Source organism: Serratia myotis (assembly GCF_027474885.1).
GTDB lineage: Bacteria > Pseudomonadota > Gammaproteobacteria > Enterobacterales > Enterobacteriaceae > Serratia > Serratia proteamaculans.
Genome location: NZ_CP099707.1, coordinates 1,297,519 through 1,313,167 on the forward strand (window position 1 = coordinate 1,297,519; position 15,649 = coordinate 1,313,167).

A 15,649-nucleotide genomic window follows, 5' to 3' on the forward strand; every position below is an offset into this window, starting at 1 on the left:
ATGACTTGAATGCCGGATCTGGCTTCAGGTTCTAAGTAGAAAAAAACAGTACTGGATAAAGATGAAAACTATTGAAGTCGACGAAGAGCTCTACCGTTATATTGCCAGCCATACGCAACATATTGGTGAGAGCGCGTCCGATATTTTGCGCCGCATGTTGAAGTTTACCGCAGGTCAGCCGTTACGTGCTGTGCCGGCCGCCAGCGCTCAGAGCGCTGAGCAGGATAAGATTGTCGCCGTGTCGCGTCCGCGCGATCGTGTGCGTGCCGTACGTGAACTGCTGTTGTCGGACGAGTATGCCGAACAGAACAAAGCGGTGAACCGTTTTATGCTGGTACTTTCCACCCTGTACACCCTCGATGCGGCTGGTTTTGCCACGGCGACCGAGGCGTTGCATGGCCGTACCCGCACTTATTTTGCCGGCGATCAGCAAACCCTGCTGGCGAACGGAACGCACACCAAACCGAAGCACGTTCCGGGCACGCCTTACTGGGTGATCACCAATACCAATACCGGTCGTAAACGCAGCATGGTGGAACATATCATGCAGGCTATGCAGTTCCCCGCGGAACTGACAGAAAAAGTTTGCGGCACTATCTAATTTAGCGAACAGCCCGTCATGGTGGCCGTGAGCGACATATTGCCAGGCCGCAGGACAGGGATTAGGGAGATATGTCGATGGCGAATAACCCACGTGCCGGGCAGCCGGCTCAGCAAAGCGATTTGATCAACGTAGCTCAGCTGACGTCGCAGTACTATGTACTGCAACCTGAAGCGGGCAATGCGGCACACGCGGTGAAGTTCGGAACTTCAGGCCATCGCGGCAGTGCTCTGCGCCATAGCTTTAATGAAAACCATATTCTCGCTATCGCGCAGGCGATTGCCGAAGTCCGTCATCAGCAAGGGGTGACCGGCCCATGCTACGTGGGTAAAGACACCCATGCGCTGTCCGAGCCGGCCTTTATTTCCGTGCTGGAAGTGTTGACCGCCAACGGCGTCGATGTGATCGTGCAGGAAAATAACGGCTTTACGCCAACCCCTGCGGTCTCCCATGCCATTTTGTGCCACAACCGCAACGGTGGGGCACTGGCCGACGGTATCGTTATCACCCCGTCCCACAACCCACCGGAAGACGGCGGCATTAAATATAACCCGACCAACGGCGGTCCGGCCGACACCAATCTGACTTCAGTGATCGAAAAGCGCGCCAATGAACTGCTGTCATTGCAGTTGAAAGGCGTACAGCGTCAGTCACTGGATAAGGCCTGGAACAGCGGTCGCGTGCACGCACAAGATCTGGTGCAACCCTATGTCGAAGGGTTGGTGGATATCGTCGATATGCCTGCTATCCAGCGCGCCGGCCTGAAGCTGGGCGTTGACCCACTTGGCGGTTCCGGCATTGCTTACTGGCAGCGTATTGCCGAGCATTACAAGCTGGATCTGACTCTGGTGAACGACTCTATCGATCAGACCTTCCGCTTTATGCACCTGGACCACGATGGCGTGATCCGCATGGACTGCTCGTCAGTTCCGGCGATGGGCGGTTTGCTGGCGTTGCGCGACAAGTTCGACCTGGCGTTTGCCAATGACCCGGATTACGACCGCCACGGCATTGTTACGCCGAAGGGCCTGATGAACCCGAACCACTATCTGGCAGTGTCTATTAACTACCTGTTCCAGCATCGTCCGCAGTGGGGCGCTGATGTGGCGGTGGGTAAAACGCTGGTTTCCAGCGCGATGATTGACCGTGTGGTCACCGATCTGGGCCGTAAGCTGGTGGAAGTGCCGGTGGGCTTCAAATGGTTTGTTGATGGTCTGTTCGACGGCAGCCTGGGCTTTGGTGGCGAAGAAAGCGCCGGGGCATCCTTCCTGCGTTTCAACGGCACCCCTTGGTCGACTGACAAAGATGGCATGATCATGTGCCTGCTGGCGGCGGAAATCACCGCGGTGACCGGCGAAAACCCACAGAATCACTACGAAGATCTGGCCAAACGCTTTGGCGCGCCTAGCTACAACCGTATTCAGGCGCCGGCAACTTCAGCGCAGAAAGCGGCATTGTCCAAGCTGTCGCCGGAAATGGTCAAGGCCGACACTTTGGCGGGTGATCCGATCACCGCACGACTGACGGCAGCTCCGGGCAACGGTGCACCGATTGGCGGTCTGAAAGTGATGACTGACAACGGTTGGTTTGCCGCGCGTCCATCCGGTACTGAAGAGGCTTACAAGATTTATTGTGAGAGCTTCCTGGGTGCTGAGCACCGCGAAAAGATCGAGCATGAAGCGGTAGAAATCGTCAGCGCAGTGCTGGCCTCCGCCAAGTAATCTTTCCCTGCCTGATAAAAAGCGCTGTTTTTACAGCGCTTTTTTTATGCCTGCAATTTAGATATATCTTTTTAATCAACCCCTCTTGCGCATTTAGATATATCGATCTAGATTAGATATATCGAAGTGACTTAGATATATCTAAATCACCTCGTCAACTGATTATCCATTGAGAGGTATACCCTATGTTTCACCGTTTAGATTTACACCGTCGTCACGGTTGCCACCCTGATAGCGAAGAAGGGCACGGCCATCATCATCGCCGTCGCGGCGGGCGTCATCACTTTGGCGGCGATCACGGCGAAGAGCATGGCCGGGGCGGGCGCGGGGGCCGTGGTGGCCGTCACCGCATGTTTGAACATGGCGACCTGCGGCTGGTGTTGCTGGCGCTGGTGGCACGTAAACCGAGCCACGGTTATGAACTGATCAAGGCGATTGATGAGGCGTCTTCCGGCCTGTATGTGCCAAGCCCTGGGGTGATTTATCCGACCCTGACGCTGCTGGAAGAGCAGGATTTCCTCGAGCCGATCACCAGCAGTAACGGCCGCAAAAGTTATCAGATCACCGAACTGGGTCAGAGTGAACTGCAAAACCACCAGGCCGCTGTCGACGTGATCCTGGCCCGTTTGGCGGGTGTCGGTCGCGGACATCATCATCACGGTAATCTGGCTGAAGGCATCTCCGAAGCCATGAACCGCCTGCGCAGTTTGCTGCGTGGCAACGTGATGCGTGCGGATCTTTCACCGCAGCAGGTTGAGAACATTAATGCGGCGCTGCTGACCGCCGTGGCGGCGATTGAAAGCGAAATGAACATTGCCCCGACGGCACAGGAGAGTGAATGATGCCAGGCCACCGTTTTCGCATTACCGTTGAAGCCCTGAGCGATCGCAAAGGCGAACCCGTAGACAAAGCGCCACTGAGTTTTGAAGTAGAAAACCACGACGACATTCTTGGCATCGTTGAGCGCATCAAAGCACGTGAAGATCTGAACTTTGGCGAGAACAACAGTGCGGCCTTTGCGGTTGGCCTGAAGCTGTTTTCCGAAGTGATGATCGAAAACCGCAAGCATCCGGTATTTGCACCGCTGCGCGAAGCGTTCAAGGAATTTATGATGGGATTGAAGAAAGGCCCGCAACAGTAGGGGCGCCGCATGCTGCGCCCGTTAACCTTAAGGCATAAAGCGGTAACCGACGCCGGTCTCGGTCAGCAAGTGTTTCGGCCGGGCCGGGTCGGCCTCCAGTTTCTGTCGCAGATGCCCCATATATATCCGCAGATAATGGCTATGCTCGACATAGTTCGGCCCCCAGACGTGGCTCAGTAATTGACGCTGGGTGATCACCTTGCCGGAGTTGGCCAGCAGTTCGGCCAGCAGACGGAACTCTATCGGCGTCAGGTGCAGATCTTCACCCTGACGCAGTACCCGGCGGTTGATCAGATCGACGGTGATTTCGGAGAAGCTGACCAAGGGGCTTTCTTGCAGGCTACCGGAATGACGACGCAAAGCGACCCGCACGCGGGCCAGCAGTTCGCCGATACCAAACGGCTTGCTGAGGTAGTCGTCTGCCCCGGCGTCGAGCGCGGCGATTTTGTCTTCTTCCGCATTGCGTGCCGACAGCACGATCACGGGAATGGCGCTCCACTGCCGCAAATCGCGGATATAGTTCAGCCCGTCGCCGTCCGGCAACCCCAAATCGAGAATAATCAGATCCGGCTTGCGCGTGCCGGCTTCAATCAGCCCGCGTTGCAGCGTTTCGCTTTCAAACACCCGCAGGCCTTCACTTTCCAGTGCGGTGCGGACGAAACGCCGGATCTCTTTCTCATCTTCGACAATCAGAATATTGGTTGGCGTGCTGCTCACAAGGCTCCCGGCAATTAATTACAGATCAAAGGCTTCGCTGTCTATCTCAGGCGGTTTCTCCAGCGGCAGTACAAAGCGGAAGCTGGCACCGCCATTGGCTCCGTTTTCTGCCCAGATACGGCCACCGTGCACTTCAATAATGGCACGGCAAATCGCTAACCCCAAACCCACGCCGGGGATCGCCGATTCTTTATTACCGCGGGAAAACTTATCGAAAATAAGCTGCATTTTCCCTTCGGGAATGCCCGGTCCATCGTCCCAGACCTCGACTTCCAGCCAGTCTGGCAGCGTATGGGCACGAATACCGATAGTAGCATCGTAACCGGCATATTTATTGGCATTTTCCAACAGGTTAGTGAATACCCGTTCCAGCAGGCTGCCATCACAGTTGACCAAGACCAGCTCCGGTGGCAGCTCCACTTTGATCTGATGCTGGGTCATCAGCGGCTCCAGCATGTGCAGTGATGCGCCGACGATCTCTTCCAGCGACTGCCACTCTTTACGCAGGTTAAAGCCGCCGGATTGAATACGCGCCATATCCAGCAGGTTATTCACCAGCCGGGTAGTGCTCAGTACCTGCTGGCGGATCTGACTGGCCTGGGGCGCATGGTTGGAGCCTTCTGCCGCCAGATCGAGCGTCAGAATCTCTGCCTGACCGAACAGCACCGTCAGTGGGGTGCGTAAATCGTGGGACAGTGCTGCCAGTAACGAGTTGCGCAGTTGTTCGCGCTCGGCGTCCAGCTTGGCTTCCTCGGCGCTGCGTGCCAAATGCAGGCGTTCCAGTGCGCTGGCAATCAACACCGCAAAGGTCTGTAGCAGCCGCTGTTGCTCCGGCACCATCAGCTGGCGCAGGTTGCTGGGCTCAATGGCCAACAGGCCGAAGGTTTGCTTCGACGTGGCTAGCGGTAACAGCTGATAGGGCACGCCAGGCAGAGTGTCGGTACCGGCTCCGGCCGGCATGCCCTTGTCAAAGCTCCAGCGGGCAATCGCCTCATCCACCGACAGCAATCCCCCGGTTTCGCCGACCATTTGCTGCAGTTTGCCGTCTTCCTGTGGCAGCAGCAGCACGGTTTTTGCCTGGAAACTGCTGGAAAGGAAGTGGCGGCTGGTTTTGGCGATGTCTTCGGTGGTCAGCGCCTGGCTCAGCCCACGGGAAATTTCATACAGATGGCGAGCCCGTTGCTCGCGATAACGCGCCACCCGCGCCTGATAACGCACGCCGGCGGTCAGGTTACCGATGGTGATACCTACAATCAGCATCACGCCAAAGGTCAGCAGATACTGCATATCGCTGACGGCAAACGACCATTGAGGCTGAACGAAAAACAGGTCAAAGCTGGCGACGTTAATCACCGCCGCCAGCACCGACGGCCAGCGGCCAAAGAACAGTGCGACAAGGGCAACGCCAAGCAAGTAGACCATCACCAGGTTGGCTTGATCGAAGCCTGGCAGCAGCCAGCGGGAGAGCAGGGTGATCAGGGCGCACAGTGCGACGGCGACCGCGCAGCCGCGCAGTTGGATACGCCACTTCTCGCTAAAGCTTCGGCTGTCATGCTCTTTACCCGGTGACGGCAGGCTGTCATTTTCCAGCGCGACGATCACCAGATCAAGATCGGGTCCCAGTCGACCGAGACGATCGGCAAAACTGCCGCGCAGCTTCCAGCGTTGTTCGCTGCGGCGGCCAATGATGATTTTGCCCAGGTTGTGCTCGCGGGCGTAACGCAGCACTGCGCGTTCTTCATAAGGTTCGGACAGGGTCGCGGTTTCAGCGCCCAATTCTTGCGCCAGCCGCAGTGCCCGCAGGATCGCCCGACGCTGACTCTCCGGCAAACGGTGTAACTTGGGTGTTTCTACATATACCGCGTGCCAGTGACAGCCCAGTCGGGCCGCCAGCCGGGCGGCGATGCGTACCAGCTTTTCGTTGCCGTTGTTATGGCCGACGCACAGCAGGATACTGTCACGGGTGTGCCATACGCGCTCACGGCCCTGGGTATCGCGGAAGGCACGCATCTGGTCATCGACTCGGTCGGCGGTGCGGCGCAGCGCCAATTCGCGCAGGGCGATTAAATTGCCCTTGCGGAAAAAGTGCTCAATGGCGCGTTCGGCCTGGCCGGGGATATACACCTTGCCTTCATTCAGCCGCTGGCGCAGATCGTCCGGCGGCAGATCGACCAGCACCACTTCAGTGGCTTCATCGAATACATGATCGGGAACCGTTTCACGCACCCGCACCCCGGTCACGCCGCCGACCACGTCGTTCAGGCTTTCCAGGTGCTGCACGTTGACGGTGGTCAGCACGTCGATACCGGCGTCCAGCAACTCTTCGACATCCTGCCAGCGCTTCGGATGACGCGAGCCGTGGGCGTTACTGTGCGCCAGTTCATCCATCAGGATCATTGCCGGGTGGCGTGCCAGCGCGGCGTCGAGATCAAACTCCTGAATCTGTCGGCCACGATACTGAATACGCTTTTTCGCCAGCAGATCCAACCCGTTCAGCAGTGCTGCGGTTTCGCTGCGGCCATGGGTTTCCACCACGCCGACCAGCAAGTCCAGCCCCTGGGCACGCAATCGCTGCGCCTCCTGCAGCATGGCATAGGTTTTACCCACCCCGGCACAGGCGCCGAAGAACACCTTCAGGCGGCCGCGGGGTTTTTCATTGGCCAGCGCCAGCAGGCTGTCAGGGTCAGGGCGCTGTTGTTCCTCATCCACCATCGGAGTTCCTTTTGCAGCAACGTAAAGCGGGTCCGGCACGCCGAACCCGAGAACTATTTTTTAGCAGCACGCGAGGCACTATTTCAATGCGTCGAGCGCCAGATTCAATTTCAGCACGTTGACCACCGACTCACCCATAAAGTTGGGGGTGACCTGATCGGTACTTTCATCGATCAGTTTGGCGACCTGCTCCGGTGCCAGTTGACGCGCCGCAGCCACCCGCGCCAGTTGATACTGTGCCGCCGCGGGGGAAATTTGCGGATCCAGGCCGCTGCCGGAAGCGGTCAGCAGATCGACCGGGATCGGGCCTTTCATCGCCGGATTAGCCTGACGCAGTTGCGCCGCACGCTCGGCAATGGCTTTGTCCAGTGCCGGGTTGGTGGCGGCCAGGTTGCTGCCGGCAGACGCCATGGCATTATAGGCCGAATCACCGGTGGCAGAAGGGCGGCCCCAGAAATACTCGGATTTGGTGAAGTTTTGGCCGATTAACGCCGACCCCACCACTTTGTCGCCCTGGTACAGTAGCGACCCGTTGGCCGCGCCGGAAAACAGCAGTTGCGACAGTCCGGTGGTCAACAGCGGATAGGCGATACCGGTAATCAACGTCAGCAGGATCAACATCACCAGCGAAGGTCGTAAATAAGACATTTTCATTTCCTCTTAATGATTAACCGGCGATATGCAAGGCGACCAGGATCAGGTCGATCAGCTTGATACCGACAAACGGAACCAGCAGACCGCCCACGCCATAAAGCCACAGGTTCCGACGCAGCAGCGCAGCGGCGCTCATTGGCTTGTAGCTCACCCCTTTTAGCGCCAGCGGGATCAGGAACACGATCACCAGGGCGTTGAAAATAACCGCCGACATAATGGCGGAAGCGGGGGAGTGCAGGTGCATCACGTTCAGCGCGTTCAACTGTGGATAGGTTGCCGCGAACGCCGCCGGGATAATGGCAAAATACTTCGCCACGTCGTTGGCGATACTGAAGGTGGTCAGTGAACCGCGGGTCATCAGCATTTGTTTACCGATATGCACCACTTCAATCAGCTTGGTTGGGTTGGAATCCAGATCGACCATGTTACCCGCCTCTTTGGCGGCCTGGGTACCCGAGTTCATCGCCACCGCCACATCGGCCTGCGCCAATGCCGGGGCGTCGTTGGTGCCGTCGCCGGTCATCGCCACCAGGCGACCTTCCGCCTGATATTGACGGATCAACGCCAGCTTGGCTTCCGGTGTCGCTTCCGACAGGAAGTCATCGACCCCGGCTTCTGCGGCAATGGCGGCAGCGGTCAGCGGGTTATCACCGGTGATCATCACCGTTTTGATGCCCATCTTGCGCAGTTCGACAAAGCGCTCTTTGATGCCGCCCTTGACGATATCCTTCAGCGCCACCACCCCCAACACGCGTGGTCCTTCGGCTACCACTAGCGGCGTGCCGCCGGTACGTGCCACGCTGGCCACCAGGTCATCCACCGCCTGCGGGAAGTGACCCTGATTGGACTCCACGTGGCGACGAATGGCATCCACCGCCCCTTTGCGGATCATGCGGTCCTGCACGTTGACGCCGCTCATGCGCGTCTGGGCGGAGAAGGGCACGAAGGTGGCGTTCAGCGCCTGCAGGTCACGTTCACGCAGGTTAAAGCGCTGTTTGGCCAGGACCACGATGCTGCGGCCTTCCGGCGTTTCATCCGCCAGAGAAGACAACTGTGCGGCGTCGGCCAGTTCCTGTTCTTTAACGCCCGGCGCAGGCAGAAACTCGGAGGCCTGACGGTTACCCAGCGTGATGGTGCCGGTTTTATCCAGCAGCAGCACGTCAACGTCACCGGCGGCTTCCACCGCACGGCCACTGGTGGCGATCACGTTGGCGCCCAGCATCCGGCTCATCCCGGCCACGCCGATGGCGGACAGCAGGCCACCGATGGTGGTGGGGATCAGGCAGACCAGCAAGGCCACCAGCACGGTGATGCTGACCACCGACCCGCCATTGGCGGCGTCCACGCTGTATTGCGAGAACGGGAACAGCGTGGCGGTTGCCAGCACGAACACCAGGGTCAGCGCCACCAGCAGAATGGTCAGCGCCACCTCGTTCGGGGTTTTGCGACGCTTGGCGCCTTCCACCATGGCGATCATCCGATCAAGGAAGGTTTCGCCCGGGTTGACGCTGCACTGCACCACCAGCCAGTCGGACAGCACGCGGGTGCCGCCGGTGACGGATGAGAAGTCGCCGCCGGATTCACGGATCACCGGTGCCGATTCGCCGGTAATGGCGCTTTCATCCACCGATGCACCGCCTTCCAGCACTTCGCCGTCGCACGGAATGGTATCGCCGGCTTCCACCAGCACCACGTCACCCTTGCGCAGGCTCTCGGCGGAGACTTTCTCGGTGGCGCCATCGCGACGTGGCCCGGCCAGTTTCTTCGCCCAACTGGTTTTCTTGGTGCCCCGCAGGCTTTCTGCCTGGGCTTTGCTACGCCCTTCGGCCAGCGCTTCGGCAAAGTTGGCGAACAGCACGGTAAACCACAGCCACATGGCGATGCTGCCGGTAAAGGCGGCGCTGCCGTCGGTCTGTTTGGCCAGGATCGCCAGCCAGATGGCCGTGGTCAGAATACTGCCGATATACACCACGAACATCACCGGGTTGCGCCACTGGGTACGTGGATCCAGTTTTTTCAGCGCATCGATCAGCGCGGTACGGACCAGCGCCGGTTCAAACAGGGCGCGTTGTTTGCGAGTCATCTTTTATTCTCTCTCTATGACGTCGATTATTTTGTCAACCAAAGCTGCAAATGCTCGGCCACCGGTCCCAGCGCCAGCGCCGGTACGAAGGTCAATGCGCCCACCAGTAACACGGTGCCGACCAGCAGACCGATAAACAGCGGCCCGTAGGTTGGCAGAGTGCCGTTGCCCGCAGGCTGACGCTTCTTGGCGCACAGTGAGCCGGCAATCGCCAGCACCGGCAGGATCACCCCGAAACGGCCGACGAACATGGCGAATGCCAGCAGCAGGTTGTAGAACGGCGTGTTGACGCTCAGCCCACCAAAGGCGCTGCCGTTGTTATTGGCAGCGGAGGAAAGCGCATACAGCACTTCGCTGAAACCGTGAGCACCCGGATTCAGGATGCCGGCACGGCCCACGTCGGTGGAAATGGCCAATGCGCTGCCCAGCAGCACCAGGGTCGGTGTGACCAGGATCGCCAGCGCGGTCATTTTCATGTCATAAACGTCGATCTTTTTGCCCAGGTATTCCGGCGTGCGGCCGATCATCAGCCCGGCGATAAACACCGTCAACAGCACGAACAGCAGCATGCCGTACAGGCCGGAGCCGACGCCACCGAACACCACCTCACCAATCTGCATCAGCCACATCGGCACCATGCCGCCCAGCGCGGTGAACGAGTCATGCATCGCGTTGACTGCACCACAGGACGCGGCGGTGGTGACGACCGAGAACATGCTGGTGGCGAGAATGCCAAAGCGCGACTCCTTGCCTTCCATATTGATGTTGCTGGCACTGCCCAATTCGCTCAGATGCGGATTACCTGCCAGTTCGGCGAACATCACTACCACCACGGCCACGATGAAGATTAGCGACATCGCCCAGATCAGAGCATGGCCCTGACGGTTTTCACCGGCCGCCTGACCGAAGGCAAAGCACAGCGCGCAGGGGATCAGGAAGATCGCCAGCATTTGCACAAAGTTGGTCAGCACGGTCGGGTTTTCGAACGGGTGTGCCGAGTTAACGCCGAAGAAGCCGCCGCCGTTGGTACCGAGCATCTTGATCGCTTCCTGTGAGGCCACTGGCCCCATCGGCAGCGTCTGCTGCGCGCCTTCCAGCGTGCTGATATGCAGGTAAGGCAGGAAGTTTTGCAGCGTGCCCTGGCTGACGAAGAACAGCGCGATCAGCAGTGAGATCGGCAACAACACGTACAGCGTCACGCGGAACAGGTCGATCCAGGCGTTACCGATGGTGGCGCTGGACCGGCGGGTGAAGGCGCGGATCAACGCAAAGGCCACGGCGATGCCGGTAGCCGCAGACAGGAAGTTCTGCACGGCTAGCCCGGCCATCTGGCTAAGGTAGCTGAGGGTGCTCTCACCGCTGTAGGCCTGCCAGTTGGTATTGGTGACAAAGCTGACGGCGGTATTGAACGCCAGATCCCAGGACAGGCCAGGGAAACCCTGTGGGTTAAGCGGTAGTGAGCCTTGGCTCATCAGCAGTACAAACAGCAGTACCAGACCCAGCAGGTTGAACCACAGGATCGCCAGTGCGTACTGCCACCAGTTCATCTCGGCGGTGGTCGTGCCGGCACAACGCCAGACGGCGGCCTCTGCCCGACGCAGAGCGGGCAAGGGTTCACCTTCGATCAGGCGCGCCAGGAAACTGCCTAACGGCCGGGCCAGCAGCAAAAGCACCAGCATGAAGCTGGCAATCAATAAAAAGGCTGAAGCTGCCATCAGAAGTCCTCCGCGTTGAACAGGGCATAGACCAGATAGCCCAACAGCAGCAGGACCAACAGCGCACCACCAATAACGCTGATACTCACAGGACACCTCCATAGGTGTAGTTTTTGATAGAGCGAGTGTAGGGAGGGCGGTAGAAAGAAGATGAAAAAATAGCGTCGGTCGGTGTAAAAAAAGTATAAAAATGGCTGAAATTACAGCGAAAAATGGCTTTTCATCGAGGGGGTTGTGGGGGGCGGCGAGTTCGGATCGGCGCTTTGCCTTTCCAGGCAGAGCGATTGGCGTAAACCGGCGGTCAATATCCACAATGTAACCAATGGTTAGTTAATTATTAACTTGGTTGTAACAAAATTACGCAATGGCGCATTTATTTGCGATTTTTTGACCAATTTAGTGGTCGGATGAGTAGTAAACTTTCATCAGTTGCGCTAAAATTTTGTCCAGTTACCAAATCATCCCGTTTTAATGGTTTACGCCAGTGCTGTTTCCAAGACAAATCGACGGCCGGGCGTTTTTAAGGAGGTTCGCATGTCTATCTACCCAGCTTATTCATTGCATCGGATTCTCCTGCGCCGCAGCGCAGTGATCCTGGCAGGTGTATTGGCTTTACCGGTAATGCTGTTCCGCAGCGACCGCGCCCGTTTTTACAGCTATTTGCACCGCGTCTGGTCAAAAACCAGCGATAAACCGGTCTGGCTGCAACAGGCGGAACTGGCGGCCTGCGATTTTTACTGATCGCCCCCGCTTTCCCCTGAAACCCTCGCTTCTCAGCGAGGGTTTTTTTATGGGCGCTATTCGGCCTTAGTGCTGGTAACGTTCGTCTCCTGACGCAAATTCCTCTACACTTTTAACATCATCCAATACTGCGGGAGCCCATCAATGAGTGACAAAATTCCTATCGGGATCAGCGCCTGCCTGTTGGGCGAGACGGTGCGTTTTGACGGCGGCCACAAACGGCTGGCCTTCGCAGTGGAACAACTGGCGCCCTATGTAAAGTTTGAGGCGATTTGCCCGGAAATGGCCATCGGCCTGTCGACGCCGCGTCCGGCGCTGCGGTTGATCAAAAAACCACATCATGTGGCGCTGCGCTACAGCAACGACGACAGCATCGATGTGACAGACAAGATGCAGCAGTTTTCCACCCAGCGAATTGCCGCCTTGCAGCACCTGTGTGGCTACATTGTTTGTGCCAATTCGCCAAGCTGCGGGATGGAACGGGTGCGGCTGTATGATGAAAACGGCGAGGGCGCACGTAAAAGCGGCGTCGGACTGTTCACCGCCGAGTTGCAACGCCAAATGCCCTGGCTGCCGGTGGAAGAGGACGGACGGCTGAATGACGCAACGCTGCGGGAAAACTTTGTCGAACGGGTTTACGCGCTGTATGAGCTGAACATGCTGTGGCGCAAGGGGCTGACCCGAGGCGGGCTGATCGCCTTCCACAGCCGCTATAAGCTGTCGCTGTTGGCGCATTCGCAGCCGGAATACCGTGAGCTCGGGCGTTTTGTGGCAGACGTGGATAAATGGACCTCGCTGGAGGCGTTCGCGATTGAATACCGCAGCCGGCTGATGAAACTGCTGGCGCACAAGGCGACGCGCCGCAATCACACCAATGTGTTGATGCACGTGCAGGGGTATTTCCGCAGCCACCTGAGTTCGGCGCAGCGCCAGGAACTGGCACAGTTGATCGACCGTTATCGGCAGGGCGTGCAGCCGCTGCTGGCACCGATCACGCTGCTCAAACATTACATGGCCGAATACCCCGATCGCTATCTGGCCGATCAACGCTATTTCGAACCCTATCCCGAGGCGTTGCGCCTGCGTTATGGCCACTAACTGACAAGGAGTTTTATGACCACGCATCTGGTCTGGTTGCGCAACGATCTGCGTATGACCGACAACAAAGCGCTGCATGCCGCCTGCAGCGATCCCGACGCCCGCGTGCTGGCGGTATTTATTGCTACTCCGCAACAATGGCGACAGCACGAGATGGCGCCGCGTCAGGCCGAATTTATCCATGCCAATTTGCTGCAGATGCAGCAGGCCCTTGCCGAACGGGGCATTTCGCTTAGCTACCACCAGTGTGATGATTTTGCCGCCTCGGTTGACTGGCTGACGGCGTATTGCGCGCAGGAGCGGGTGGATACGCTGTTTTACAATCGCCAGTACGAAATCAACGAACGCCAACGCGACCAACGGCTGGAGCAGCGTTTGTCCGGGCAGGTGATTTGCCAGAGCTTTGATGACAGCCTGCTGTTGCCGCCGGGCAGCGTGAAAACCGGCGGTGGCGAAATGTACAAAATCTATACGCCATTCCGTAAAGCCTTTATCCAGCGGCTGACCGAATCCGACGTTCGTTCCTTACCGGCCCCGAAACCCCGGGCAGGCGGTGCATTGTCGGTATCCGTTTCCCCTGAAGCATTTAACTATCCACCGGCCGAGCCCTCGGGGGATTTTCCCGCCGGGGAAGAGGCGGCGCTGCAGCGGCTGCGTACCTTTTGCCGTGAGCAGGTGCAGGATTACCTTGAACAGCGGGATCGGCCTGCTATTGCCGGTACCAGCAGCCTGTCGCCCTATCTGGCGATCGGCACGTTGTCGCCACGACAGTGTTTCAACCGCCTGCGCGCTGAATGTCCACAACTGCTCGAAAATCACGACAGCGGTGCCTTTGGCTGGCTGAATGAGCTGATTTGGCGCGAGTTTTATCGGCATCTGATGGTGGCCTATCCTGCGTTATGCAAGCACCGTCCCTTTATCGATTGGACGGATAGGGTACGCTGGCGGGATAACCAAGCCCTGTTGCAGGCCTGGCAGCAGGGTGCCACCGGCTACCCGATTGTCGATGCTGCCATGCGCCAGTTGAATACCACCGGCTGGATGCACAACAGGTTACGCATGATCAGCGCCAGCTTTCTGGTGAAAGACCTGCTGATCGACTGGCGTGCCGGTGAACGCTATTTCATGTCCCAACTGTTGGATGGCGATCTGGCGGCCAATAACGGCGGTTGGCAGTGGGCGGCCTCAACCGGCACCGACGCCGCGCCGTATTTCCGCATCTTTAACCCGACCACTCAGGGCGAACGTTTTGATCCGCAAGGCACTTTTATCCGTAAATGGTTGCCCGAGCTGGCGGATGTACCGGACAATGCTATCCATCAACCCCATCGCTGGGCGGAACAACAGCAGCGCGTGCTGGATTATCCGCTGCCGATTGTCGACCACAAGCAGGCGCGGCTGGAGACGCTGGCTGCCTTTGAAGCGGCGAAGCGCGGGGAATATTAAGGCAACAGCAAGGAGCGAAATAATGATGAAAAAGGTGCTGGCCCTGTGTCTGAGTGGCTATTCAGCCCTGGCGCTGGCCGGCTTTGACGTGGTGGCGCTGGGCGTGGACGGCGGCGTCAGCGACGGCAATCTGACCTCCTATCTGATCCGCAACGACAGCCAGCCGCAGTATCTGGCGCTGGATGCCGGTTCACTGCTGCCGGGCATTGCCAAAGGGCTGGAGAAAGGCAGTTTCCCGCAGGTTACCCCTGAGTTGGCCGCGCCTTATACCCAGCAGGGCTACATATTTCGCCAGTTGATCGGCGCCTACTTTATCAGCCACGGCCATCTTGACCACGTGGCAGGGCTGATTATTGGCGCGCCGGAAGACACTAAAAAGAATATCTATGCCCAGGCCGATACCATTTTGACCCTGCGCAATCATTACTTTAACTGGAAGGCCTGGCCTAACTTTACCGACTCCGGCAATGGTTCACGTTTGGGGACCTACCGGCTGCAAACGGTACGGCCGCAGCAACGCGTGACCCTGGGCGTCACTGGCCTGAGTGGCGTGATGTATCCGCTCAGTCATGACCGTTACCCTTCCTCAATGCTGTTGGTGTCCGATCGCAGCGGATCTTTCGCTTATTTCGGCGACACCGGGGCGGATGCCCTAGAGCAATCACGTAATCTGGATAGCGCCTGGCGCGTGCTGGGGCCGCTTATCGAACAGAAAAAACTGAAAGGGATGATTATCGAAACCTCCTATCCCAATGAGGTGGAAGATAAAAACCTGTATGGCCACCTGACGCCGGCGTGGCTGTTGAAGGAGTTGAAAAATCTGACCCAGTACAGCGGGGGTGAAGGCTCGCTGAAAGATTTCCCGGTGGTGATTAGCCATATCAAGCCCAGCCTGAAGCAGGGGGAAGACGTGCGTGCGACCATCAAGCAGCAGTTGGATCAGGGTAACAACCTGGGCGTAAAATTTATCCTGATGGAACAGGGCGACCGGCAGACATTTTGAATTGAAGAGAGAATTCT

14 protein-coding genes are annotated in these 15,649 nt (G+C 58.0%); 8 read left to right on the forward strand and 6 right to left on the reverse strand.

From position 1 onward, the window contains the following. Positions 1-61 precede the first annotated feature (61 nt). From seqA to NHG65_RS06060, 4 genes are all read left to right on the forward strand, one after another. Positions 62-601 carry a replication initiation negative regulator SeqA gene (gene seqA / locus NHG65_RS06045; protein WP_112350054.1) on the forward strand — a complete coding sequence of 180 codons (540 nt, stop codon included), beginning with the start codon at positions 62-64 and terminating at the stop codon, positions 599-601. Between the two features lie 77 nt (positions 602-678). Beyond that, positions 679-2,322 (forward strand): phosphoglucomutase (alpha-D-glucose-1,6-bisphosphate-dependent), encoded by a 1,644-nt coding sequence (pgm, locus tag NHG65_RS06050; RefSeq protein ID WP_207976128.1) that lies wholly within the window; start codon positions 679-681, stop codon positions 2,320-2,322. 185 nt (positions 2,323-2,507) lie between these two features. After that, positions 2,508-3,164, forward strand: a complete 657-nt coding sequence (locus tag NHG65_RS06055; protein ID WP_207976126.1) for a PadR family transcriptional regulator — start codon at positions 2,508-2,510, stop codon at positions 3,162-3,164. Further along, a complete protein-coding gene (locus NHG65_RS06060) occupies positions 3,164-3,463 on the forward strand; it encodes a DUF3861 domain-containing protein (protein ID WP_099065235.1) in 300 nt (99 codons plus the stop codon). Before NHG65_RS06055 ends, NHG65_RS06060 begins: the two co-directional genes overlap by 1 nt. Before the next feature lie 27 nt (positions 3,464-3,490). Here NHG65_RS06060 and kdpE read toward each other — a convergent pair whose 3' ends face one another. The 6 genes from kdpE to NHG65_RS06090 all read right to left on the reverse strand — a co-directional run bounded on the left by kdpE (position 3,491) and on the right by NHG65_RS06090 (position 11,433). After that, complete coding sequence (gene kdpE / locus NHG65_RS06065; RefSeq protein WP_020825653.1) at positions 3,491-4,180, reverse strand: two-component system response regulator KdpE; 690 nt, start codon at positions 4,178-4,180, stop codon at positions 3,491-3,493. An 18-nt stretch (positions 4,181-4,198) separates the two neighbouring features. After that, entirely contained in the window at positions 4,199-6,892 is a 2,694-nt protein-coding gene (kdpD, locus tag NHG65_RS06070; protein WP_499183043.1) for a two-component system sensor histidine kinase KdpD, read from the reverse strand. 78 nt (positions 6,893-6,970) lie between these two features. Further along, positions 6,971-7,540, reverse strand: coding sequence for a potassium-transporting ATPase subunit KdpC (gene kdpC, locus NHG65_RS06075; protein WP_499183044.1), 570 nt, complete (start codon positions 7,538-7,540; stop codon positions 6,971-6,973). A 19-nt stretch (positions 7,541-7,559) separates the two neighbouring features. Then, complete coding sequence (gene kdpB, locus NHG65_RS06080) at positions 7,560-9,629, reverse strand: potassium-transporting ATPase subunit KdpB (RefSeq protein ID WP_099065116.1); 2,070 nt, start codon at positions 9,627-9,629, stop codon at positions 7,560-7,562. A 26-nt stretch (positions 9,630-9,655) separates the two neighbouring features. Then, positions 9,656-11,344 carry a potassium-transporting ATPase subunit KdpA gene (gene kdpA, locus NHG65_RS06085; RefSeq protein ID WP_261415506.1) on the reverse strand — a complete coding sequence of 563 codons (1,689 nt, stop codon included), beginning with the start codon at positions 11,342-11,344 and terminating at the stop codon, positions 9,656-9,658. Beyond that, a complete protein-coding gene (locus NHG65_RS06090; protein WP_004949718.1) occupies positions 11,344-11,433 on the reverse strand; it encodes a K(+)-transporting ATPase subunit F in 90 nt (29 codons plus the stop codon). Before NHG65_RS06090 ends, kdpA begins: the two co-directional genes overlap by 1 nt. A gap of 445 nt (positions 11,434-11,878) precedes the next feature. Here NHG65_RS06090 and NHG65_RS06095 point away from each other — a divergent pair, with 445 nt between their 5' ends. The 4 genes from NHG65_RS06095 (at position 11,879) to NHG65_RS06110 (ending at position 15,632) form a co-directional block, all read left to right on the forward strand. Next, on the forward strand, positions 11,879-12,085 hold the full coding sequence (locus tag NHG65_RS06095; protein WP_012005686.1) for a YbfA family protein: 207 nt from the start codon (positions 11,879-11,881) through the stop codon (positions 12,083-12,085). Positions 12,086-12,229: 144 nt separating this feature from the next. Next, positions 12,230-13,183: a YbgA family protein gene (locus NHG65_RS06100; RefSeq protein ID WP_207976118.1), complete on the forward strand. Its 954-nt coding sequence runs from the start codon at positions 12,230-12,232 to the stop codon at positions 13,181-13,183. Positions 13,184-13,198: 15 nt separating this feature from the next. Then, on the forward strand, positions 13,199-14,629 hold the full coding sequence (gene phrB, locus NHG65_RS06105; RefSeq protein WP_499183045.1) for a deoxyribodipyrimidine photo-lyase: 1,431 nt from the start codon (positions 13,199-13,201) through the stop codon (positions 14,627-14,629). Positions 14,630-14,651: 22 nt separating this feature from the next. Further along, positions 14,652-15,632 carry an MBL fold metallo-hydrolase gene (locus NHG65_RS06110; RefSeq protein ID WP_207976114.1) on the forward strand — a complete coding sequence of 327 codons (981 nt, stop codon included), beginning with the start codon at positions 14,652-14,654 and terminating at the stop codon, positions 15,630-15,632. Positions 15,633-15,649 lie beyond the last annotated feature (17 nt).

What these genes read in the sequence shown, in the direction of transcription:
- seqA (WP_112350054.1), top strand. Translation starts at nt 62, where the DNA reads ATGAAAACTATTGAAGTCGACGAAGAGCTCTACCGTTATATTGCCAGC.
- pgm (WP_207976128.1), top strand. Translation starts at nt 679, where the DNA reads ATGGCGAATAACCCACGTGCCGGGCAGCCGGCTCAGCAAAGCGATTTG.
- NHG65_RS06055 (WP_207976126.1), top strand. Translation starts at nt 2,508, where the DNA reads ATGTTTCACCGTTTAGATTTACACCGTCGTCACGGTTGCCACCCTGAT.
- NHG65_RS06060 (WP_099065235.1), top strand. Translation starts at nt 3,164, where the DNA reads ATGCCAGGCCACCGTTTTCGCATTACCGTTGAAGCCCTGAGCGATCGC.
- kdpD (WP_499183043.1), bottom strand. Translation starts at nt 6,892, where the DNA reads ATGGTGGATGAGGAACAACAGCGCCCTGACCCTGACAGCCTGCTGGCG.
- kdpC (WP_499183044.1), bottom strand. Translation starts at nt 7,540, where the DNA reads ATGTCTTATTTACGACCTTCGCTGGTGATGTTGATCCTGCTGACGTTG.
- kdpB (WP_099065116.1), bottom strand. Translation starts at nt 9,629, where the DNA reads ATGACTCGCAAACAACGCGCCCTGTTTGAACCGGCGCTGGTCCGTACC.
- kdpA (WP_261415506.1), bottom strand. Translation starts at nt 11,344, where the DNA reads ATGGCAGCTTCAGCCTTTTTATTGATTGCCAGCTTCATGCTGGTGCTT.
- NHG65_RS06095 (WP_012005686.1), top strand. Translation starts at nt 11,879, where the DNA reads ATGTCTATCTACCCAGCTTATTCATTGCATCGGATTCTCCTGCGCCGC.
- NHG65_RS06100 (WP_207976118.1), top strand. Translation starts at nt 12,230, where the DNA reads ATGAGTGACAAAATTCCTATCGGGATCAGCGCCTGCCTGTTGGGCGAG.
- phrB (WP_499183045.1), top strand. Translation starts at nt 13,199, where the DNA reads ATGACCACGCATCTGGTCTGGTTGCGCAACGATCTGCGTATGACCGAC.
- NHG65_RS06110 (WP_207976114.1), top strand. Translation starts at nt 14,652, where the DNA reads ATGATGAAAAAGGTGCTGGCCCTGTGTCTGAGTGGCTATTCAGCCCTG.